At 42.1% G+C, this 22,913-nt stretch carries 21 protein-coding genes and 1 riboswitch; of the genes, 10 read left to right on the forward strand and 11 right to left on the reverse strand.

What is annotated here, in order from left to right; genetic code table 11:
* Positions 1 to 79: 79 nt before the first annotated feature.
* On the reverse strand, positions 80 to 1,264 hold the full coding sequence (locus QUD85_RS08405) for a DUF1214 domain-containing protein (protein ID WP_245732113.1): 1,185 nt from the start codon (positions 1,262 to 1,264) through the stop codon (positions 80 to 82).
* A 391-nt stretch (positions 1,265 to 1,655) separates the two neighbouring features.
* Between QUD85_RS08405 and QUD85_RS08410 the strand changes: the two genes are divergently transcribed.
* The gene (locus QUD85_RS08410) at positions 1,656 to 2,285 is read left to right on the forward strand and encodes a PEP-CTERM sorting domain-containing protein (protein ID WP_093329559.1); all 630 of its coding nucleotides are present in this window, start codon (positions 1,656 to 1,658) and stop codon (positions 2,283 to 2,285) included.
* A gap of 74 nt (positions 2,286 to 2,359) precedes the next feature.
* Here QUD85_RS08410 and QUD85_RS08415 read toward each other — a convergent pair whose 3' ends face one another.
* Genes QUD85_RS08415 through QUD85_RS08430 form a run of 4 tightly spaced genes read right to left on the reverse strand, consistent with a single transcriptional unit; the run spans position 2,360 to position 6,170 of the window.
* The gene (locus QUD85_RS08415; RefSeq protein WP_093329558.1) at positions 2,360 to 3,172 is read right to left on the reverse strand and encodes a phosphotransferase; all 813 of its coding nucleotides are present in this window, start codon (positions 3,170 to 3,172) and stop codon (positions 2,360 to 2,362) included.
* A gap of 7 nt (positions 3,173 to 3,179) precedes the next feature.
* Entirely contained in the window at positions 3,180 to 3,797 is a 618-nt protein-coding gene (gene pnuC / locus QUD85_RS08420) for a nicotinamide riboside transporter PnuC (RefSeq protein ID WP_093329556.1), read from the reverse strand.
* Entirely contained in the window at positions 3,794 to 4,060 is a 267-nt protein-coding gene (locus QUD85_RS08425; RefSeq protein ID WP_093329555.1) for a hypothetical protein, read from the reverse strand. Before QUD85_RS08425 ends, pnuC begins: the two co-directional genes overlap by 4 nt.
* Before the next feature lie 13 nt (positions 4,061 to 4,073).
* A complete protein-coding gene (locus tag QUD85_RS08430) occupies positions 4,074 to 6,170 on the reverse strand; it encodes a TonB-dependent receptor (RefSeq protein ID WP_093329553.1) in 2,097 nt (698 codons plus the stop codon).
* Positions 6,171 to 6,235: 65 nt separating this feature from the next.
* Positions 6,236 to 6,328, reverse strand: a riboswitch (TPP riboswitch).
* 263 nt (positions 6,329 to 6,591) lie between these two features.
* Between QUD85_RS08430 and QUD85_RS08435 the strand changes: the two genes are divergently transcribed.
* The gene (locus QUD85_RS08435) at positions 6,592 to 8,634 is read left to right on the forward strand and encodes a TonB-dependent receptor plug domain-containing protein (RefSeq protein WP_093329552.1); all 2,043 of its coding nucleotides are present in this window, start codon (positions 6,592 to 6,594) and stop codon (positions 8,632 to 8,634) included.
* 37 nt (positions 8,635 to 8,671) lie between these two features.
* On the opposite strand, the gene QUD85_RS08440 is transcribed toward QUD85_RS08435, so the two are convergent.
* A complete protein-coding gene (locus QUD85_RS08440) occupies positions 8,672 to 9,091 on the reverse strand; it encodes a hypothetical protein (RefSeq protein WP_093329550.1) in 420 nt (139 codons plus the stop codon).
* 83 nt (positions 9,092 to 9,174) lie between these two features.
* Here QUD85_RS08440 and QUD85_RS08445 point away from each other — a divergent pair, with 83 nt between their 5' ends.
* Positions 9,175 to 10,161 (forward strand): Solitary outer membrane autotransporter beta-barrel domain, encoded by a 987-nt coding sequence (locus QUD85_RS08445; protein ID WP_093329549.1) that lies wholly within the window; start codon positions 9,175 to 9,177, stop codon positions 10,159 to 10,161.
* On the opposite strand, the gene QUD85_RS08450 is transcribed toward QUD85_RS08445, so the two are convergent.
* From QUD85_RS08450 to QUD85_RS08465, 4 genes are read right to left on the reverse strand one after another with little or no spacing between them, the layout of a single operon-like run.
* A complete protein-coding gene (locus QUD85_RS08450) occupies positions 10,162 to 12,027 on the reverse strand; it encodes a tetratricopeptide repeat-containing diguanylate cyclase (RefSeq protein WP_093329547.1) in 1,866 nt (621 codons plus the stop codon). It lies immediately after the preceding gene.
* A gap of 59 nt (positions 12,028 to 12,086) precedes the next feature.
* Positions 12,087 to 14,003 (reverse strand): NERD domain-containing protein kinase family protein, encoded by a 1,917-nt coding sequence (locus QUD85_RS08455; RefSeq protein WP_093329546.1) that lies wholly within the window; start codon positions 14,001 to 14,003, stop codon positions 12,087 to 12,089.
* Between the two features lie 5 nt (positions 14,004 to 14,008).
* A complete protein-coding gene (locus tag QUD85_RS08460; RefSeq protein WP_093329544.1) occupies positions 14,009 to 14,443 on the reverse strand; it encodes a thermonuclease family protein in 435 nt (144 codons plus the stop codon).
* On the reverse strand, positions 14,443 to 16,671 hold the full coding sequence (locus QUD85_RS08465; protein ID WP_093329543.1) for a patatin-like phospholipase family protein: 2,229 nt from the start codon (positions 16,669 to 16,671) through the stop codon (positions 14,443 to 14,445). The genes QUD85_RS08460 and QUD85_RS08465 overlap by 1 nt, the downstream gene beginning before the upstream one ends.
* A gap of 176 nt (positions 16,672 to 16,847) precedes the next feature.
* On the opposite strand from QUD85_RS08465, the gene QUD85_RS08470 reads away from it, so the two are divergent.
* The 7 genes from QUD85_RS08470 to QUD85_RS08500 all read left to right on the forward strand — a co-directional run bounded on the left by QUD85_RS08470 (position 16,848) and on the right by QUD85_RS08500 (position 21,891).
* Entirely contained in the window at positions 16,848 to 17,675 is an 828-nt protein-coding gene (locus QUD85_RS08470) for a hypothetical protein (RefSeq protein WP_286218372.1), read from the forward strand.
* A gap of 393 nt (positions 17,676 to 18,068) precedes the next feature.
* Positions 18,069 to 18,470 (forward strand): hypothetical protein, encoded by a 402-nt coding sequence (locus tag QUD85_RS08475; protein WP_093329539.1) that lies wholly within the window; start codon positions 18,069 to 18,071, stop codon positions 18,468 to 18,470.
* A 62-nt stretch (positions 18,471 to 18,532) separates the two neighbouring features.
* Positions 18,533 to 19,003, forward strand: a complete 471-nt coding sequence (locus tag QUD85_RS08480) for a YchJ family protein (protein ID WP_093329538.1) — start codon at positions 18,533 to 18,535, stop codon at positions 19,001 to 19,003.
* A 134-nt stretch (positions 19,004 to 19,137) separates the two neighbouring features.
* The gene (locus tag QUD85_RS08485; protein WP_093329536.1) at positions 19,138 to 19,887 is read left to right on the forward strand and encodes a hypothetical protein; all 750 of its coding nucleotides are present in this window, start codon (positions 19,138 to 19,140) and stop codon (positions 19,885 to 19,887) included.
* Positions 19,888 to 20,016: 129 nt separating this feature from the next.
* Positions 20,017 to 20,817, forward strand: coding sequence for a DUF4437 domain-containing protein (locus QUD85_RS08490; RefSeq protein ID WP_093329534.1), 801 nt, complete (start codon positions 20,017 to 20,019; stop codon positions 20,815 to 20,817).
* Between the two features lie 70 nt (positions 20,818 to 20,887).
* On the forward strand, positions 20,888 to 21,253 hold the full coding sequence (locus QUD85_RS08495; RefSeq protein ID WP_093329533.1) for a DUF4345 family protein: 366 nt from the start codon (positions 20,888 to 20,890) through the stop codon (positions 21,251 to 21,253).
* A 17-nt stretch (positions 21,254 to 21,270) separates the two neighbouring features.
* On the forward strand, positions 21,271 to 21,891 hold the full coding sequence (locus QUD85_RS08500) for a DsbA family protein (RefSeq protein ID WP_093329531.1): 621 nt from the start codon (positions 21,271 to 21,273) through the stop codon (positions 21,889 to 21,891).
* Positions 21,892 to 21,912: 21 nt separating this feature from the next.
* Here the strand turns inward: QUD85_RS08500 and QUD85_RS08505 are convergent, their stop codons facing one another.
* On the reverse strand, positions 21,913 to 22,893 hold the full coding sequence (locus tag QUD85_RS08505) for a zinc-binding dehydrogenase (RefSeq protein WP_093329530.1): 981 nt from the start codon (positions 22,891 to 22,893) through the stop codon (positions 21,913 to 21,915).
* Positions 22,894 to 22,913: the final 20 nt, after the last annotated feature.

Here is a 22,913-nt window from a genome sequence, read left to right on the forward strand (position 1 = left end):
TCTCTAATCTGGAAAAGATGCAACTAACTATCAAGTTAAAAATCAATTACTTAAGTATTTAGTTGCTTCACTTTAGTTGCTACTCAGCGTGGTTACTATTGTTTGCGTGCTTTGATAGGCGCATTGTTTTTACATCCGCCACACCCAATGTAGGTACTAGTCGATAACCGTCGATGACTTGCTGTGATGGTTGATAATGACGCATTGCTAAGTTGAATACCCCAGTATTGTTATCAATTGGAATATTGTTAATCGCATCTTCACCACAACCAAACGATACCGTGTATGAACCATTTTTATTTTGTTCAGCCGTCAAACTGTTGATGTTTGCTTTGTCGTTAAACATGAAGCCAAATTTGTCATAAACGGTGACAGACCAAAACGCTTTGTTTTTAGGGTCAGCAAAGGTCATTTGATAACACTGATCGTCTGCGTAGGTTGGTGATAGCTCATAAATATTATCAACTAACTGCGCACCACCCCAGCCAATTGCAGAACCCACTTGATATTTTTCTTCATCAAACATTGGGTCATTGTTATCGGTAAACATACCGTAGGTTACGGTGCCCCCCATTTCAGCGATCATTTGCGGTGCTTTTGCTTTAAGTTGCTTACCGATATTTTCAAGTGACTCGCCATTTATCGGTTTTGCTTGATACGGTTGATCTGAGCCCGCCTCAATGATCATAGCATCTTGAAGCGCATGGACTTCATCTTGGCTAAAGGTTGAATCAAAACGAATGATAAGTACTAAGTGTGTACCTGTATGCGTTTTCAAATCAAAGGTGCCAGCGCCGTATTTCATCGCTTGAATTCTATGATCTTCTGTTACAGCCATCACAGACATGTATTTGCCTTCTGGAATTTCAGGCATAGTAATCGATGCACCTTTAGAGACATTAACCGTCGCCATAGAGTAATAAGTATCTCGATTCATACGTACTACTGGTTGGTTGTCTGTCGGTGTTAACACCCTTCTGTGGGCGAACTTATTGATACCTGCTTCATCCTGGTACTTTAATAACTGGCGAGACGTTTCATAAACTGGGTAGGTCTCGACAGTTACTTTCGTTGTACCAGCTAAGTAAGCTTTTTCATTTGCAACAGGGACAACTTGTTGCTGCTCACTGTGAGAAAGCTTTTGTGATTGCTCAGGTGCAGCTGTATTAACGTTTGCATCAGGTAAGTAGTTTGCAGCCATCGCAATGCCGAAAGTAGCAAGGATAGCTGAGCTAAGTAGTGTAAGTTTAACTGACTGTTTCATATTACCATTCTCCAAAAATTGCCGCTAAAACGACAAAGAGTAAGACCGCGCAAAGTAGTACTGCGCCCATGACATGCATAATTGTGAACATCATTATTAACCACCTCGCTATTGATTGAGGCCATTATCAACTATCAAGAAATGCATTTGAAACAACTTACAGTCATGCGAGATATGCACATAGGTAATATTTAACCAGTCGAAATTGTCATACTTATGATAGGTGTCAGCTTAATTTACACCTTCAAGCAGACACGCAAAGTGGAAACCATTAATCCATTGAATAATAGGAATATTTTTATATAGGCACTATTTATGCATTAAACGCCATATAAAAGTAAAAAATAAATACCCAAGGTTTAATGAAGTAACTTAGGTTAAGGACCATAAAATGGAAATTATTAAACGCATGGTTAAAAGCGTGATGTTTGCAATATTTGTAGTAGCATCTTTTTCGTCACATGCCGACCTTATACTTGGGGACGAATTATGTGACGTAAGCAACTTTGTTATTGCAGGCAATAATGCAGATCAATGTTTAGGTAGATTCGTCCATGACTCGCCTCCTGGCAACGATACTGTTTTGTCGCCAGGTGATGTCAATATAGCCTACCCTGATGCTTGGGATGCCGATGGCGCATTCGGGTTTAACGATTGGGTTCATGTAGGCATATGGGAAGATGATGCACCAGGAAGCTGGGGCAACTTAAATTTTGCTAGCAACGACGGGCCTGGTGGCACATTTAACGTGCTTAACGACCTTGTTGCAAATGGCCAATATTTGGTTTCTCTAAAGCAAGCGCAATGGGTTGAATTGTGGCTTTTTAATGATATCGAAAATGCGAATTCAGGTGCTTATGTTACTGATTGGTCGCATATCAATATTTGGACTCGAGGCGACGAACCATGCACTTTCTGTGAACCTAGAACGTCGAACAGACCTGTGCCAGAGCCCAGCACTTTGCTTATTTTTGCGTTAAGCATCATCAGTTTATTGCTGGTTAGAAAAAAAGCGAATTAATGTAAATCCAAATCAACTTGGAACACCTCAAAGGCCTATAGTTTCTATAGGCCTTTTTTTGTAATGGTGCATACTTAAACAATCAGCCTCTCAATGAGATGCCATTGGCTTTTTATTTGTTGCTTATAGTTTTTATCTGACTTTTGAAATTGCAGATACCATAAATAGTTTATCACTGCGCAGATTGGTAGATAAGCTTCTAGCAAATCGGTGTCAATTGGGGCGGCGTAACCTTTAAGAATACTTTCAATGGCATTGCGGCTAATGCAGCCATTGACGGTTAAACACATGGCCAATTCATATTCAATGGGTGCTAAACACGCAAATTCAAAGTCAATCGCTTTAGCTTGACCAAACTTATCTAAAATAACATTGTTGAAATTCAAATCACCATGACAGTTGGCTAATCCTTGGTCGCTATCACTAATGCGCTGTGCATCCAAAATATGTTTAATTAACTTGTACTCACGCTCAATAGGGTTTACCGCTATGAGTAAAGAATTGGCAATATCAACTGCCGAAACTGGCATCAAATGTTCTGATATCTTTGAGCGGTGAATAGTCGAAGCAAGTTGCCCAACCAAGGTTAGTTTTTCTTGTATCGATAGATGGGCAGTTGCCAACTGAACCCCCTCGATAAACTCAACAACTAACCAATGACTATCATGATAAACGACGCTGGATGTCACGTTTTCAAACAAGCGGTATATTGCCTTGAAGGCTATGCTTTCACTGCCAAACTTTGCAATGTAACTAGGTTGTTTGTGACCTTGAAGAGTCACAGTAAAACACGTGTTGTTTGATTCTTGATTTATTTTAGCAATGCAAACCTGTTGCCCTGCAAAACAGGGCAAGCGAATAAGAGAATGCGCTAGCATGTCAGTCATACATATATCAGGCAGTAGTAGCTATGGCTTGTGATTGAGTATAGCGTTGTCGCCAATGGATGTAACCGTAAATGGCAATAATCACATAAACCACAAATAAAAACGCCGTTGGTATCAACCCTTTCTCAATATAGATATAGATAGACACTGAGTTGATCACTATCCAGTAAAGCCAGTTTTCAAGCACTTTCCTTGCAACAAGAAACGTTGTGAATACGGCAAACACCGTCGTCGCTGAATCAATATAAGGAAAATCAGCAGGCGTATAGTTGGCCATGAAAAAGCCTAGGCCAAAAGAAAGCAGCGTTAATACAGCTATCGCCTTTACATGCGTAGACATAGACCATTGATGTATCTGTACTTCGCGGTCTTGTTGCTTTCCTTTTTTAGACCAAGCCCACCACCCGTAAATTGCCATAGCAAAGTAGTACACCTGTAAAAGGCCATCCATCCAAAGATATACATCATAAAAAATAGCTGTATATATTGCAGTGCTCACCAAGGCAGCTGGCCAACACCAAATATTTTCCCTTGCGGCAAAAACGACGTAAATGATCGCCGTAAATACGGCGATTAACTCCCACATAGGTAACGTCGCAAAATAAGCATAAATTTCGTTTATCATGCCTTTGCTTCTACCTGTGAGCGGTCACCGCCAATAAATTTACAAACAAATACGGCGCTATTGGTCGTCTGATGCACTTTTTTGATTTGCTGTGTCACTGTCGACATCGCCAAATCATATTCGCCAAACACCTGAGTGCTCATGCCATTAGTTACAACAGTTAAACCTTCAACAGCATTCAAGGTGTCTATAAACGCCCAAATTTCATCTTTAAACGCTTCTTTTGCTAGCGGGTAAAAGCTAATTTCTATAGATATATCCACTTATCCTCCGCTCTTAGAAGTTATAGTCGAATGTAATACCAAAGCGCGCTGGTTCACCATATTGATAGTAAGCTTTAGGTGTATAACCATCTCTTGGGTCATTACCAAAATAGAAACCACGTGTAGCGTATAGCTCATCGGTTACATTACGCGTCCAAACTTTTACTTGCCAATCGTCGGCTAAATAGCTAAACGACGCCGATAAAATGGTGACGCTATCAGATTGTTCTTGATGGCTGTCCGAAAAGTAAAAACCATCTTTACTATCAAGGTTTACGTTTACAAGCCACTGCTCTGTCACAAAGTAATTCGCACCTAGGTTTGCTTGGTAAGACGGCGCATGCGCTTGATCTCTACCTGTTTCTCGAGAGCCGTCAGCGTATGTAAAGCCGCTAAAGTCCGTGTCTAGTAATCCAAGGCTAGAATAGATATTTACGCTATCGTTAATGTCCCATAAAAATTCGATTTCTGCGCCAGCATTGCTACCTTTGGCAGCATTGTCCCAGTAACTGATAAACTCAGAAGAACCATCTGGGCGCTCATTTAAATGATAACTACTAATTTGAATATCTTCACGGCTCATGTAAAACACGGCAGCTCGAAGCACCGCACTGTTGTTTAGTAGCGAAGCTTTATAGCCTAACTCATAGTTCCAAAGATATTCAGGATCGAATACGCGCAATTCATCAGGTAAGCTACCGTTACTGTTAACACTGCCGGCTTTAAAGCCGCGGTTAACTGACGCATAGGTCATGCTGCTCTCTGATAATTGATAGGAAAGCACAAGCTTGCCACCAAACATGGTATCGTCTGGCGTGAATGATAAACCATCTGTGTTGTCGTAGTCTGTATTACGCTGCTCTGCTCTAACACCCGTGGTTAACGTCAATTTATCAGTTAAATGCGTATCCAATTGACCAAAAACGGCGATATTAGTGGCGCTAAATTCAGACGAAAAATCGCTATCTAAATAGGTATATTGGCGCGTTAAATCTTCACTATCATTTTTTACAAATACGCCCACAACCCAATCAGTAGTGTCAGCAAAAATTCTATGTTCAGGTTCAGAAACTAGACGGATTTCAGCGGTTGTATTGTCTTTATCACGTAAATAGTAGTCTGTAGAAGAATACTCCCATGGGTGTAAACCAACATAACTCCAATCTTCGTCATAACCGTAGGTCAAATCAGACGTTGCATGACTTAAGATTGAAATAAGCTGGAAGCTGTCAAAGCCAGTATAAGTAAATTTAGCGCTCGCTGCTGTCGTTTGCTGTTGATCAACACCTGGTTGGTCAGACAGGGTTTCACGAGTATTGTCTAGGCTAAACGCGTCATAACCATTGTCAAAATCTGCGTATATCACATTAAGATCAATGGTTAGATCATTGCTTGCCTCTATCGCCACACTACCCTTTAACGTTGTTTCGTCACGATTGTTGGTATCACTCACGCCTAAATAGGTGTTGTCGATAAAACCATCACTGACATTTTTCTCTGCAACAATACGGTAGTTAACTGCATCGCTAGCTGGGCCAGATAACACTACGCCAGCATCATAGCTGTTGTAATTGGCAGCAGTTAGTCGCACTGCGCCTTCAAAATCATCACTTGGGCGGTTAGACGACATATAAATCAAACCAGCCAAGGCATTGGCACCAAAACGTGTACCTTGAGGGCCTCGGAAGAATTCTATTTGTTCAATATCAAACGTCGACGCAACGCTACCGATACCTGAGAAATCGATGTCATCAATAATCAAACCAACTGATGGGTTAATCGGTTCTTGAAACTGACTTCTTTCACCAATTCCGCGTACCTGAAAGTAACGAGCACGTTGAGAACCACTAGAAAAATTAATGTTGGCGACACCACCAAGCACTTCCTCTAAGTTAATGGCATTGCGCGTATCAATGTCTTGGCTTGATAACACCGCGATAGATGCGGTTGAAGATTGAAGAGAATTTTGGCGGTAACTAGACTGAACGGTAATCACTTCAATATCTTGTTCAAGCTGCTCTTTCTCTGTGTCAGCATCTTGTGCGTAACTAGTAACGGGTTGAAGCGCTAGTGCAATAGCAAGCGAAAGTGATGATTTTAAATGTTTCATTATGCTCTCTTTAAAAGATGCCAATAAAGAGAGGCTAGGATAAATGGCGTCAGGGAAATACCTGCTATTTATCACTTAACCATCCCTACGTCGGCATTATCCGAATCAGGTAATAAGGGTTTTATCTCAGCATCTACGATGCACCCCTTGGTTTTGCACGCATATTACCAAGCAAGCGGCGAATGTACAGTATAACCTAATAAAATAATTAACTAAGCCATAACTCTTCTTTGCCAAAAGGCATATTTACGTCGTCTTCTATCGGCTCTCCTTACCGAACTTTTTGCTTTGTTTTTGAGGCTTTCTTTGCTTTAGCGTGTTTTTTTAGGAATTTGTCTTGTTTTTGAAGAATTACGTTAGTTTTTAACACCACATTGCGCTACATTAGCGCAAAATAAAAGAGACAAAATCTGCAACAAATATGACAATAAAACAGGTGCTTAATGCATCCTTTTCATTATCAATATCAGCTTTGTTTTGTGCAACAGTAAGCGCTACTAATATTGACGAAACAATACAAACTAATACACCAGAACAAACACACGCCGATGAGCACCATGATGAACATCATGACGAGCATCACCATGAAGAAGATTCGATTGAAAAAATACAAGTAAGAGCTAACCGTTTAGGCCGTATCGTTAGCCACTCGCCAACACGCATAGAAATTATTAACGGCGAAGAAATTCAGGAAAAGGCGCTTATGCGCCCAGGCAATATCTCTATGCTAGTTGCTGAAACAGGTGGCGTAAGAGTACAAACCACCTCACCCGCCATGGGCAATGCAAACATTAGACTACAAAGTATGTATGGTCGCTATACGCAATTGCTAAGTGATGGTTTGCCTCTATATGGCGGACAAACACCGTCTATTGGGCTAATGCAAATTCCGCCAACTGATTTAGCAACGGTAGAGATCATCAAAGGTTCTGCTTCCTCTATGTATGGTGGCTCAGCACTAGGCGGCGTGATCAATTTGATATCACGACAACCAAAAGACGAATTTGAAGGTGAAGTGCTGCTAAATTTAACCTCGAAACAGGGACAAGATTTAACGGCATACTTTGCTAGTCCGCTAACGGATAGCATTAGCGCCTCAGTCACGGCTGGCGTTCACCATCAGCAAACACAAGATTTAGACAAAGACGGCTGGATAGATATCGCAGGTTATGAACGTGTTGTTGCACGCCCACGTTTTTATTGGAGTGGGGATAACGGTGAGAATCTCTATCTAACAATTGGCACAATGTATGAAGACAGAACGGGCGGTACCCTGCCGGGGCAATTATTACCCGACGGTACTAGCTATGAACAGTTACTTCAAACACAAAGAAATGATGTAGGTTTTGTGTTCGATAAAGCCTTTATGGACAACTATACCTTTAGCTTGCGCGGTTCAGCGATGAGACAAGATGACGATCACAGCTACGGCACAACAATCGAGATAGACAGCCATCAAAGCTCACTGATTGAAGCAAGTGTTTCAGGCTATAGTGACAATATCGATTGGGTTATAGGTACGGCAATACAAAGTGATTCATTTACCTCCGAAACGTTTTCTGAATTCGATTATCAATATGATGTGCCCGGTATTTTTGCAAAGGTAGACTATGCCCTGACAGACGAGATTTCTTCGTCGGTTAGTGCTCGAAGAGATTGGCACAGTGAATATGGCAACCAATTAAGTCCTAGAATTTCACTTTTATACCATCCAGAAAACTGGAGTATTCGTGGCGCATTTGGTAAAGGTTTTTTTGCACCAACACCTTTTATTGAAGATATTGATGCCGCGGGGTTATCAAAGCTCGAACCTCTAACAAACGTTGAAGAAGAACGTGCAACCACGGCAGCCATTGACGCCACGTACATTGTTGGTAGCTTGGAAACTGGCCTAACTTTGTTTGAATCAAATATTGAAAAAGCAACCGAATTACAAACATTGCCGCCAGCACTTACTTCTGACAAAGGCGTGCGTATCGTAAACTCACCGGCTGAAACTACCATAAAAGGCTCTGAACTGCTGGTTAGATATCGTTGGCATGATGTTAAATTTACCGGCAGTTATCTTTATACAGATACCAGCAAACTAGATTTAACCAGTATAGAGCAACGACCTATCGCACTGACACCAGAGCATTCAGCTGGCGCTATCATTATGTGGGAACAGCATGGTAAAGGGTTATTGGGTTTTGAAGCTTACTACACCGGCACGCAACTGCTAGAAAACAACCCATATAGAAGCAAAAGTAAAGCCTACTGGCACCTCGGATTATTAGGCCAAATTACATTGGGGAATGTAAGCTGGTTCATTAACGCTGAAAATTTGTTAAACGTGCGCCAAACCAAAATTGATCCGCTTGTTCTGCCAGCGCAAGCACCTAGCGGCGTTTGGACGACTGATATATGGTCAAGAAATGATGGCTTTACCGTAAACGCTGGCGTTCGCGTTCAATTTGGGCACTAACAAAACTCTGTAAGCACCAGCGTTCTGCGTTAGGTGCTTACACCCCCATCGACAAAAAGAAGCTATAAAGCGATACATAGTTGGCTATCGCGAGCCCTATAATAATCAATGCACGCTTTGTGAACGCGCCGTATCTTTTATGGGTAGCCAATTTAGTCATGACAAACGCTGTGATGGGAATTAACGCCAGCAACACGTAAAACCATCCAGCTAGTTGTTCATATAAATTGGTGGCAACGACCTTTACCAGCGAAAAGCTAATAAAAATAAACACAAAAATGCCGAATACCCAATAGAACAGCAAAAACGGTGTTGTCATTAGTATTTGCCAGACACTGTCGAAATGTTCTTTGCCGTAGCTGAACATAAGCGGAGTGAAGCGAATAAAGGCCATTCCCAATGCAACGTTAAACAAAAACAATAAAGCTAACTGACGATTGGAAAACAAACTTCTCATAAACTAACTCACACCTTATTTAGACTTGAAACCTGACTATTGAAAAAGTAATCTGACTAAAACATATCAAACTTGTTGGACTGATGAAATTAAAACAATGGCAACAAAAAGCAAGGTTAACCACCTACTTTTTATGCAGCACCGTTTGCCTGCCTAGTGTCGCGAGCACCATTGCGCAGAAGCAATTTGAAGAAGTGTTCGCGACCGCAGTCGTCATCAGTAACTCCGAAACCATAACCTTGGGTTTCGCCAACTTCGACCCAGATGAATTTATTCCTGAGCTTGATACAGGCACCACACCGGATAGTTTAAGCGTCAGAAACAATCTGTCCGTGTTTTCGATACCTTACACTGTGGAATTGCCTAATATTAACGATGATTGGCAATCATATTTATCGTTAAGTGCTTCCTATGTAAAAGATAAGGGCCAGCAAATAACCTTTACCGAACAGCAAAATCCTGACAGCTTTACCGACAAAATCGGATCTATCTATGTAGGCTATGGCGCTAAAACACCTATTACAGAGCAGTGGACTTTAACACTGCGATTAGGCGGATATTTGATGCACCACCACAACGAATATGACTATCAAGACCCTGTCAGCATATCGCAGCGTTCTTCACTTGATGATGTTTACTTCAACACCTCTGCTAATGCCTTTGTCATTGAGCCAAATGTTAAAATGTCTTACCTAGAAGAAACCCGTTGGGGCCACTGGCAATATGACGCCGATCTATATGTATTCTACGGTAAAACCTTTGCTGGCGATGATGCGACACAAGGTGCTAGTCCATCAGGTTTGCGCTTAAACAATAGATTAACGAGCCATATTTCGCTGCATGACGGTAAATTTGACGCGGAGTCCTTATACCTCAAATTTCAACGTGTAGACGTGCAAGGTGATATGGAATCTTCACTCAAAACCAACCATTTTTACGAAGTTGGTTTTGGCTTTTTGTTTGATACAACGCGCTACACTTCATGGGTTGATAACATAGGTATTGGCATCAACATCCATAAAGGTAGCGTACTTAGCGGCGGTAGTGTTGTGCTTTACATTAACGAATAGTTAATCGCGCTGCACTTGGTTACGACCGCCCTCTTTTGCTTTGTATAATGCTTTATCGGTAGCATGAAGCAGCTGGTCAAAGTTTTCATAACCTGGCTTAATACAGCCAACGCCAAGTGATACAGTGACCTCGATAAGCGCATTGTCGGCGCTTACCGTCATTGACTCAATGTTTTGACGCAAACGTTCAGCAACCGTTTGGGCCACTGCCAAATGAGTATCTGGCAATACAACCAAAAATTCTTCTCCGCCATAGCGACCAAACAGCTCTGTTTTACGCAAAAACGTTTGGCAAAGGTCTGTGACCGCTTTTAACACTAAATCACCAGTTTGATGGCCGTAGCTGTCGTTAATCGATTTAAAGTGATCGACATCAAACAAAATAACCGACAACGGTGCGTTGTCTTTTTTAGCTTGTGTGAATAGGGTTTCGCTTTCGCTAAGAATATAGCCACGATTAAAAATGTTAGTTAGCGCATCTTTTTGCGCCTGTTTTTGAAATACATCACGCGATTTACGCACATTGATAACAACCGCTATCAAGCCAATCACCACAATCACAAGCAAAGATAGTAACAATATATCTGCTTTTGTTTCTTGCGCGCTCTTTTGCAAACGCGCTTCTTTTAGCGCAAGCTCTGCCGCCATTGCTTGATTTTGATATGTTGCCATAGTCACATCGTGGTCAAGCGCCTTATGAATCGCTTCGTTTCGAATAAAATCGAGCTTTTGTTTGCGCTCCATTTCAATACGATGGATCAAGTGTTCAATCACTTGCTGGTAATCTTTTTCGCCATAAGCTTTTATCGCCAAAGCGTCTACATCATTGCTGTTATTTACCGTGATGCTATCTTTTCCGCCAAGATAAAGCACCGCGTGCATATACGCTTTTTCATAGTTTTTACTACGCGCATACGCTTTCGCTAATGTCACATGAAGCACCTTCACAAAGTACACTTCTTCAGTGGTATGACGTTCAGCTAACGCTTTAGTTAATAATGCGATAGCTTGATCGTATTCATTTTTAAAATAGGCAGTACGTCCACTGTTGTAATGGGCAAAAAACAAATAATCGTGAGAGGTTTTTGCCGTTGTTTTTGCTTTGTCATACATGTACTGATTGTATTTATCAGCAACGTCCCAGCGCGCTAGTTCAGTGGCTATCATCGAAATGGAATGCGCCATGTTAAACGCATCGGTTTCATCATTTATTTGTTCAAAGGCTGCAAATGCTTTTTCGTAATAATCGATCGCTTTGTAGAATATATTGCTTTGTGAGTACACATGCCCCGTTGCATTGTAAACCATGGCTCTTGAAGCAAAGTCATCGTCGTATTGTTCTGCCAATTGCGTTGCCTCTTCAAGCAACGCCAATGCATCTTGCAATTGTTCTGGCTTTTCATAGCAAAACGAATTGAAAATTAGGGTTTCCATAAGCACGAGTGAGTCGTTTAGCTCTCTCGCTAATGCCAGTGCTTTTACTCGGTCAGGACAGTATTCAGACACGTCTTTAGACTGCAAATATATCATGTAAGAACGATCTTGATGGGACTTAACCAAGTCAGCTGTAGGCGCAATTGCAGATAAAATATCGACAGCTCTGTCATAAGCGTTAAACGCTGCTTTTATATCGTTCTTCTCTTCAAGCAATGCGCCTAACTGACGGTAGTATACGCCGCGACTGTGCAGATCATCACGCGCCAATTGTGATTCGATAGATAGCCAATAGCTGTGTTTTTCAGCAATGGTTTGCTTTGCTTCAAGCTCAACGAGCATGGGCGCAATCGCCTCTGGAGCTTCTATTGCACCTACAACTGTAGCAAGTGTTAGACAACAGCTAACAAGGATGTTACGAATGAAACGCATGGACTACTAACCTATATAATTATTGTTGGTTAACTCATGGTAAAAACCTTTCGTAGTTACTATACCTTAATTATACGCAAGGCGTCTTCTATTATTTGGCCACGTGTTTCAGTTAAAAAAGTAGGGTCTAACCCTTGCTTCATTTGCTCGAGTGATTCAAGCGTCAGCGTTTCCGGGATAGCTTGCTCGCTTAACGCGATAATAAAGCTTGCTGCTAGAGAAAAAATATCGCGAATACCTTCGTCTTCAACCGACCAAATTTCCTCGTCAACATCTACCTTTTGACGCACATCTTTTTTGGCAATTGCATCTAACCCTAAACCAAAATTAACAAACGTCGCTTTTTCATGATGCGCTACAATATTGGCTAGCGAGATACCGCCATGAAAGATATCGAACTGATGCAGATAACCAAGCGCCTGATGCAGTTGGTCAAACCAAAGGCCAGCTTGCTCTGGCGATAGTGTACCTTTTAAATCGCGCAGGGTTTCTCCTGTTACCCACTCTTTGCTTAAAAACAATTCATTGCGATCTGGGCAGCGACCAAATTCAATGATGCGTTCTATATTAGGGTGATACAAACTTTTAATACGGCGGTAGCTGTCGCTCAAACCTAGCCAAGATTCAGACACGTTCTTATAAAGCACCACACTGCAGTCAAAATTGCCCAATAAATGTCGGGCTTGCCAAATTTCGCTATTGTCCCCTTCGCGAATGCGTTCAACCAATTTGTAACGGCCATTCAAAATATCATCACTGCTAGATTGAGCGTTTTTACTGAGTTTGTGTTGCATCAAGGTTGTAGAAAGCTCTGCACGAAGCTCGTCGAGTGAAATCCATTCGCCTTTTATAGCCTTCGCAAACCATAGTGTTACCAGTGGACTGTCGATGTGCTGAGCAAACTTTTCAAAGCTTTGTGCAAAGGACTGTAAATCCTCTTGCATGGTTTTGGTGTTTTCAATATCAATGAATTCAACATCACCCTGCTCTGAAATAAATACCTGATTGTCAGCCCAGTTACTGACGCTATAACCGGAACCATGGATTTGTTGAAGCGATGTAGCTGCTCTGCGCAAAATGCTAACGCGTTGATTATGATCAACCGATAGTGGGTCAAAAAACTGTATAGGACGCCCCTGAGGGATTTTGATGGGTAATACCATCTGCTCACCATCATCGATAATCGACGAGCAAAGTGGTACTCCGCTGCAACCAGATAAGGCTTGTAAACGCTTTAGTTGCTCGGTCAGCATATTACATTGTTGGCGATAGCTTGCTTCATCTTCAAAATCAGCTGCGATTAAAATTTTCAACAACCAATCGGTTTTCCAACCACCGAGGTTATATTCTGCTTGCCAGATTTCAATGCCATTGCGCTGGTATAAACACAAGGTTTTTTGAAAATCTTGTACTTTCTTAGCGCGTTTTTCCATTAGTGCCACTTGGCCAATGGTATCTAATACAACTTTCTTTTGCTGTTCCGATACATTGAATTTACGATCAGCAGTTGAGCCCCATTCCTGAGTTAGTGCAGAGACTATGTTTTGTGGTGTATAGATACTTAGATCACCCGCATCCTTGTGCAGATCGATAGCGTCGCCCTCTCTGCCGGTAACAAAGACCATGCCCTGGCACCAAGGTGGAAACACGCCATAAGGTGCTTTTTTACGGATATTGCCAGCCAAAACACGGGCAACATAGTTTGCTTTTGACAGGCTATTCTCCACTTGATGCCCATCGAGCGTCCAAGCATGCAGACCAGCTTCAAGTTGACCCATGTAACCTTTTACATCAACAACGTATACGCCCCACTCGCCAACGACCAAAGCATCAACTTCCATTGCTTGACCAGACTTTTTCGGGATCTCAACATTAGTTAACAGCACATAATTATCTGGCAACTGCTTTTTAAGTAAATTAAATGCCCAAGACTCGGCATGATTAACCGGATCGCCAAAGGGAATGTGCTTTGCCATGTTGTTTACTCCGTTTGTTGATTACACCAAGATTGCCTTTTCCCGCCTTGATAAGGCCGCGCTAAATTGTGCTCTATTAATAAATTCGCTAGGTTTTTACCATCAATGTAGACGTCGGCAATAAAGCGAAAATACTTACCCCGTTGCATGTTTTTAAGCTCAATTTCTTTAGCATTGAGCAGTAAGGCTTGTGCAAAGGCTTTCGCTTTTTTAGCTAGCGCTTTCTCGTAAGTGCATTTACCTCTAATTTCAGGTGCATCGACGCCATTGACTCGAATCGGCATGTTTTTTCCTGCAATATCAGGAAAGTTTTGTAGATTCACACGAAAGGTATCCGCGTCATACACGCTGACCACTTGACTGACATAGACATTACCAAACTGCTTAGCGTTAACTGAACACGCTAAACACAGCAGTACACCATATAAAAACTGTCTCATTACCAATTCTTACCTAAAGAAATAAACACGGTAACATTGCCATCATCAGCAACGCCTACACCAAGGGCCGCTGGGCCTACCGGTGTATCTGTACCTAAATACAAACTGCCACTGTATATCAAGTCTTTTATATCGACTCGCATATTAATTGGCCACACATTACCCGCTTCTACACTGCCCCCTAAATACAAAGGTAAACCAGAAGAGCCGGGTACTTCTCTAGCTAGATCGTATTGATACAACAGCGCGGATAAAAAGCGATATGGACCAACGAGAGAGTCTTTTGCGTAACCCGAAAGGTTTAAAAAACCACCTAATTCTTTAACATGAACGGTGAAGTCAGAGTCATTCTCTATTTTGTCGTACATCATGATGCCAACAAGACTTGAGTTACCAACGCTTATTGCGCCACGCCAATTAATTGAGTATTGAACAGAGGTATCGTCTGGCATGGTAGTTAAGCGCGGATCGTAACTATCTTCCAGATACTTAACGTCGAACGTTATGCGATTGCCTTGCGTAGGAAAGTTAATGTTATCAAGCGTGTCGTAGGCAAAACGAAAGTAACCACCGTAAGAAGTGAAATCCGGTTTGTCAGAGCTAATAGATTGATTTTCCAAATAACCACGCTCGCCCAAAGCGCCAATTTCTACAATACCAAAATCGGTATGCTTATAACCAAAGCCAAAACCTGCTTCAACATAGCGTTTTAATAGTTCTTGCTGCGCACCTGTGTCGGTTGACAGGCGCCATTTATCATTAATAAATGCGGCTCTGCTACGTGTAAAAAAGTGCTGTTCGTCATCCATTGGCAAGAACAACTCTGTACCAATAGAACGCTCCCAACCTAATGACACTTCATTTTTCCATACGCCGCCATTGTCGGTAATGTCGGTCATCACATAAGCTAAATCGACACTAAGAACAGCGCTATCGTCAAAGTCATCTTCAATGCTTAAGCCCAAGTGGAAAAAATTAGGGCCCCAAGATTTAGCTTTGGTGATCAACTGTAAAACACGACCGTCTTCGGTATCATCGAATTCAACGTCAACGCGTTCAAATACATTAAGGGAATAAACACGGTCTATACCGGCTTTAATCTCTGGCCAAGTAACTACCTGCCCCGTAGCAATATCAAATTTTTCAAGGATAATGTCATCATCTACTTTTGATGCATTATTGACCACGATTTTAGTCACAACATTTTCTAGCGGGTTTAACCAAGCCTTGCGCTCTTCTTTTTTGTTTTCTTGATATTGAGTAAAGGCAGTATCTGAAACAGAAAGCTGTTTTAAACGAGGCTCAGCAGAACTTGCTGCAAGTAGACCCATTTTATAGGCGTCTGGCATGATTTCGAAATCTGTGGTGCTCATTTCACCAACATCAGGCCTAATCAGAATATCGCGCGGGGTTAGTAAGGTTTTTTGGTATTCGGTGGTCTTGGCGGTAAGAATAGTCGATAACTGCCCCATAACAGCTAAGGTACCGTTAATGTCTTCCTTTTTCGCCAATGACGCGCCAATATCAACCGCAATAATAATGTCTGCACCCATCGCTTTGACAATATCTACAGGCATATTATTAGCAACACCACCGTCGACCAAAATTTTGCCATTCAATGAAACCGGATCGAGCGCTCCTGGCACACTTGCAGACGCCTTCATAGCGGTTACTATGCTGCCTTTATCAAGTACAACCGCATTGCCGGTTTCTAGATCTGCCGCAATGGCGCGATACGGAATAGCGAGTTCATCAAAGGAATCAAATTCTCTGACTAAGTTGGTATTACTCTTAAGCAACATCGCCATCGTTTGACCGATTAACACGCCACCAGGAGTTACTACCTTGTTATCTTTGTAGCCTGCTTTTATTGGTAGGTTGTACTTGTCGCGCAGCTCTTTGTCTTCAAAACTTAAATCTTTGCGCGGAATAATATCTGAGTAGCCAAGTGCCCAATCGGTAGAAAACATCAATGTTTTAATTTCTTGCGCATCATAGCCAAGTGCATACATACCAGCCACATAAGCACCTATGCTTGTACCGGCAATATAATCTACAGGAATATTGTTTTTTTCTAGCGTTTCAAGCACACCAATGTGAGCCGCGCCCTTTGCGCCACCACCACTAAGTACAAGCCCTATCTTAGGTCGCTCGGCTTCTTGTGCTAACGCCATTGGGACATTAGTAGCAAGCAGTAAACAGAAGTAAAAAACAGCTTTGTTAATCATGAAATTGCGTAATGTTATTTTTATCCTTTTCTATAGCTTACTTCGCTTTGCTAGCTAGGATCTACCTATTGTAAAAAAATTGTTGTTTTTAGCCGACTTAATATACATTAGATAACATCTACTTATGTATTAATGGCGCCTCTCACATCATGGTTCACGCTGTTAGATTTTTGCTCATGTTTGTCTGCTGCTTTATCGCTTTACCAATAAAAGGTGAAGAAGTAAGAAGTGTGCACTATGCATTTGCCAATTATTTAGGTGGCGGTTTTTATACCACTGGCGGCGAACAACAAGCGAATATTTTTAACATGCCGTTTTCGTTTGATGTAAAAGATGAAGGCAAAAACACCTATGGTATTCGTCTGCCTGTCTCGGTAGGTTTCTTTAATTTCTCGCTAGTTGATTTGCCCGATCTAGATTTACCTGATGAAATCGGCACATTATCCTTTACTCCAGGTATATTTCTTAGGCATCAGCTTGAACAAGACTTTGCCTTGGAATTCTATTTAGATTTTGGCTTTGCTGCTAACCTAACCACCAACGAAAATGTGCTTGTCCACTCTGCCGGTGTATCCGCTATTTCTGATTACAGGATAGACGACTATGACCTTATTCTTGCCAATCGCCTCTATTATGCCGCGTACGAAGGTAAGTTTGATGCTGACCAAGACGCCTACGCTGCCTATCAACTAGGACTTGATGTAGGTATTCCTCACTGGTACGCCTTAGGCAATAACTACTTCCAACCTCGCTTTTTCGTTTCAGCGCATTGGTACTTCAAAGAAGTTAACTTTTACGAGCCCGTCAATGACATGCAACGCTTTGGTTCGCTCGATTTTCAATTGGGTGAAATTAGCATTAATTCGCGCTTCGAGGCAGGTATTACTTTTAAGTTTCGTGAAAACCTAATGTACGACTGGATGGGCTGGGATCGCATCGGAATCAGTTATCAATATGCCGATAACATTAGTGCTATTCGTTTGCTGTTTAGTATGCCGATTTAGGGTTTTTGTCTACTTCGTTGCAGGGACTTAATACTCAGAACGATATTACAGCTCGCGCCCTGTTGTACTAAAGGTGCATGGTGCAAGAAGAATGGAGCAAGTGAATACCGTCATCCCGCACTTTGATGCGGGACCTCTTTTTTAGAGACTAGGAACTTTTTATTTTCAACATTCAATGCTTGTCGATTAATTAATAGCCCTTATTTCTTTGCCCTTACTTCTTAGCCCTTAGTCCTTACACCCACAGCTCGCAGCTCTCAGCACGCAACTTGTTTTTCTCCCAAGTAAACCAATAACCCTTTCAACATTTACTAATTTTTGTTCAAAAAACACTTGATTTATGTTCAATTTAAATATACTGTTTATTCATACAGTGTTTATTTATACAGTATTATGAATTTACAAAAACAACCTACAGCAACACGTTTTAATGCACCGTTTATTGAGCATATGGAGACACGTTCTAAAGAAGAATTGTCTATGCAATACCAACGTATTTACCAACGATATGGCCATCGTAAAAAGTGGATATTGGTTATTGGCGAACAATGCGCAGACGTGCTATCTAGACATAAAGGAATGAGTAATGAAAACAAAAACATTTTATGCATCCACAGCAACAAAGTTAAAGTCGACATTGAAAACATTAAAGCAGCGTTATGCAAAGGCAATTGCAGTGCTATTGTTCTAGACCAAGGGTTGGTAGAACAGTCTCAAGCAACCGAACTATCTGCGTGTGCTGCCATTGGCAATACTCGCTGTATTGTGGTCGATAATACAAATACCTTGCACTAACCTATTATTCATCTGCAGAGCAATTTATAATCTGGGCAATTAAACCCAACTAAGTGAAGATTATGCGTTGTCCTTGCGGTTCAGGTGAAACTTTTGAACAGTGTTGCCAGCCCATCATTATAGGTAACATTATCGCGCAAAGCCCCGAAGCATTAATGCGCTCGCGTTATTCCGCCTATGCTACACAGGCTGTGGAATATATTTACGACACCTATGCAAGTGTCTCTCAGCAAGGTTTAACACTAACGTCACTGCGAGAGTGGGCAGAGCAAGCGAATTGGGTCAAGCTTGAAGTTGTAAATGCAAAGTCAACAAACGATACCTCCCTATACCCTACCGTCGAATTTAAAGCCTATTTCCTGTTAGGTGACCAATTACATCTTATGCACGAAGTGTCGAATTTCATCCAAGAACAAGATCAATGGAAATACCTAGACGGAAAAATCATTCAAGACGCAATGCTCAAACGCATTAAACGAAACGATCCTTGCCCTTGTGGTAGCGGTAAGAAATTTAAGAAATGTCATGGATAAGACAGTGCTTACATGACATCAGTCTTAATCAACCATCTCTTATTTACCTTATTGAAAAAAATAGACTTTTTGTAAAATTGCTTAATACTAGTTTATAAGGCTAATGTTTGGTGATCTAAAAAAGGTGGTTATTCATGTTTACATCACGTTCAATGTACAAATCTTGGAAGCAAATATCGCTTGTTTTATTGGGCTGCATGCTACTCGCGGGCTGTCCTCAAGATGGAAAAGATGGCGTAGATGGGGTCGACGGTGTTGACGGCATAGACGGTATCGATGGCGTTGACGGCATTAACTGTTGGGATACCAACGAAAACGGGGCAAACGATCCGGAAGAAGACGCTAACAATGATGGCAATTGGAACGTTGCAGATTGCCGTGTATCTAATGCCGGAGAACAACATCCTGATGCACAGTATAATTTCCAACACTTTTGTGAGGCTTTCGCTAACTTAGGTGAGTTTCCGCAAGGGTGCCCTTCTGATACACACGTAACACCAACAGGCACATTAACCGCGATGATTCCTGCAGAGTTCGACAGCACCTACGCTACCTGTAGTGACTTATCAATTGTTGTAGAAGACAATCTTGCTTATTGGTCGTTAGACAATGGATTTATTGCTAACTCTCAAGTCATACAAATTTCAGAGAATGACAAATGCAGAAGCATGTGTGAAAGCGATCCCAAATGTGTAGCTTCAGAATGGCACTTACGTGCGGGCGTTGGAGCTGGCGACTGCCAAATTTATTACCATTCAGACTCTTTAACGCAACCATACAGAAGAGAATGTGGTATCGATGTACCTGACGCAGGTTTAACAGCAGCAGAAGCGTGTATTTTGGCATTAGGAAGTGACACTGTTTGGCATGCTCAATGTCCTTAACAATTGGTGATGGTTACATAGATAGTAAACTCATTAAAAAGGCACGGAATTATCTAATTCAATGGGTTTACAAACAACTTGAGGAAGGTCTATTCAATCCAGAATAGTCGTTTCATCGAAGGAAAATAAATGAATAAACTCGCCTCTATTATCGCTTTGGTGTTCATATGTCCGCTGTTTTCTGCGCAGGCCAACGACCACACGATTATCGCCACTAAAGATATTAAGTGGGGATTACTCAATCCTCTACGTGGTGATGCCAGCCCGCGCGCCGCCGATCTGTGGGGCGACCGAACTAAAAATAGTGCAACAGGCATGTTAGTTAAGTTTAATCCCGGATTTTCATCCCCGCCTCACATTCACAATATTAGCTACCGCGGCGTTGTTATCAATGGACTGATGCATAATGATGATCCAAACGCAGAAAAAACATGGCTAGGCACAGGATCATATTGGACTCAACCTGCTGGTGATGTGCATATTACTGCGGCAAATGGCAAAACCAACTTAATCTATTTAGAAATTGACAGTGGCCCCTACCTTGTAAAGCCCGCTGATCAGGCCTTTGATAATGGCGAAAGCGCGATCAATGTCGACAACCGAAACCTTGTGTGGCTTAGCGCAAAAGATATTATGTGGCTTAATCGATTTCACGTGAAAATAGCTTACTTATGGGGTAAGACTGGCGCACCACATGGCAGTTTTGTCAAACTTCCCGCAGGTTTTACTGGCACGATTAAAGGGCTAGATGGTTTAAAAGCTGTGGTGATAAAAGGAAAAGGCACGCACAGTTGGCAGCAAGAAAAACAGGCGACAGCACTGTCACCCGCCAGCTTTTTTAGTTCAACTAACAATGGCGAACATCATTTAGATGTTGAGCAAGAGATGACGCTATACATCAATGCAACAAGCTACTTTGCCGTTGAATAATTGGCGATATGTACAAAGCCATTAGCAGTATTTACTAAATGCAGTATTAACAGGACAACCGGAGATTTTTATGGACTGTGCGATATTACTTCGAGGACTAGGTACAGTGCTGATACTTGTTGGGCTAGTACTGGTTTACAACCCAGAGCTAGTGAGCAACAAAGCTGTTCCAGCATCCACTTTTGAAGCCACTGAGCGACGCATTTGGTGGGGGTTGTTTATAGGTATAGGAACACTATTGATGTTTCATCATCAATGGCATCCTTGGCAACAAACGGTCGCTGCTACCTTTGCTTCGTTGCTATTTGGTTTACTGGTCGCTCGCCTTGTTGGCATTGCTCTAGATGGCTCCGTGCTAAAACAGTGGATTAATGTAGGTATTGAACTTGTGATAATGGCACCATTTATTTGGTGGTATTTTCATGCTCGCAGTTGATAGATGGTAACTAATCGATGCAGTTGTTGTATGCAATGGATCCTATGTGTGCCTGGTGCTATGGCTTTCAACCAGAATTAGATGCATTTGTTGCAGAGTTCCCTAGCGCGCAAGTTTCTTGGGTGATGGGCGGATTAGCCCCCGATTCAAACCAGCCAATGGCGGAAGATTTAAGAACAACTATTGCTAGCTACTGGCATCAGATAGAACAAGTTTCACAGGTTAGCTTTAACCACAACTATTGGCAGTTAAACACGCCCTACCGCTCAACTTATATCGCATGCCGAGCTGTTATTATTGCTGATAAGTATGTAGCGGATGGCGCGCAGCGCATGGTAAAAGCAATTCAATCTGCTTATTACCAAGCAGCTAAAAATCCGTCACTTGAATCAACACTAGCTGATTGCGCAAACACAATTGGTTTAGATAGAGAAATATTTATTAAAGCGCTTTCGTCGCAAGAGATAGAACAACAATTGCAGCAACATTTAGCCATTAGTCGGCAGTTGAACGTCACAGGCTTTCCTGCATTGTTTTTTCTTGATGACGAGCAGCGTGCCCACCCTATCACCCTCGGATTTAGCAGTGCTGCACAGTTATCGCAGCGATTTTCACTTATTTTGGATAGCGTAAACTAGTTGACTAGCCAGCTAGCCCACCTACGCTTTAAAGACTATCTTACCAACCGTGCGCTGGTTTCTCATTTCTACTAATGCGCTTGGCACATCATCAAGTGGTATTGTTTGCAATTTATCTACTGTGACATCGCCGTGTGCGATGAGTGAAGAAAACGCCTGCCCTGCTTGAACCAGGGTTTGTCTACCCAAGACGCCATTTCGATGGCCTGCACCCAAACTTAACTGATGAAAGCTTAAACCTCGCATAAAAGCATCTTGATAATTTGCAGGGGTAACAGTATCAACTAATGCGACCATCTGCCCTTCAAAGCGCAGCGCATTGGCAACAAACTCATCATTGTTCGGCCCTACGGTATCTAATCCAATATCAACTCCTAACCCATTGGTGATATCGAGCGTGCATTGCACAATATCCTGTTGATGATAATCAAGCACGTGAGTTGCTCCGAGGCCTTTTACATAATCCGCGTTTTTACTCGAACAAGTAGCGATGATCTGCTTTAAACCAACATGACGAGCTAGTTGCACAGCAAACCCGCCAACACCACCAGAGCCGCCGGTGATCAATATAGTGTCATGCGCTGTTATATTAAGTTTGTCATACAAAGCACGCCACGCTGTCCAACCGGCACATGGCGTTGCGGCTGCCGTTGCTTCATCAACCTTTGGGTAAGCAATTAAAGTATCGGCATTTTGAACGGTAAACTCAGCGAACCCGCCATGTGGGCGCATCATATCGCCATGGCAAAGCACTTTATCGCCGACACGCCAGGTATCGACTTTTGCTCCTATGTCGACCACCTCACCGGAGACATCTAAGCCAACAACCCATTGCTCATTCATCTGTGGCGCCATTGTGTGCCACAAGTGAATTTTTGCATCAACCGGATTTAAACCACAGGCCTTTACCGCAATTAATACGTCATTATCGCCAATAGTTGGTATAGCAAGCTCTGATAGATTAAAGCGATCGGCTTTTGGGTCATATGTAACGGCCTTCATGTAAGTTGAGCCTGTACAGT

Source organism: Thalassotalea agarivorans (genome assembly GCF_030295955.1).
GTDB lineage: Bacteria > Pseudomonadota > Gammaproteobacteria > Enterobacterales > Alteromonadaceae > Thalassotalea_D > Thalassotalea_D agarivorans.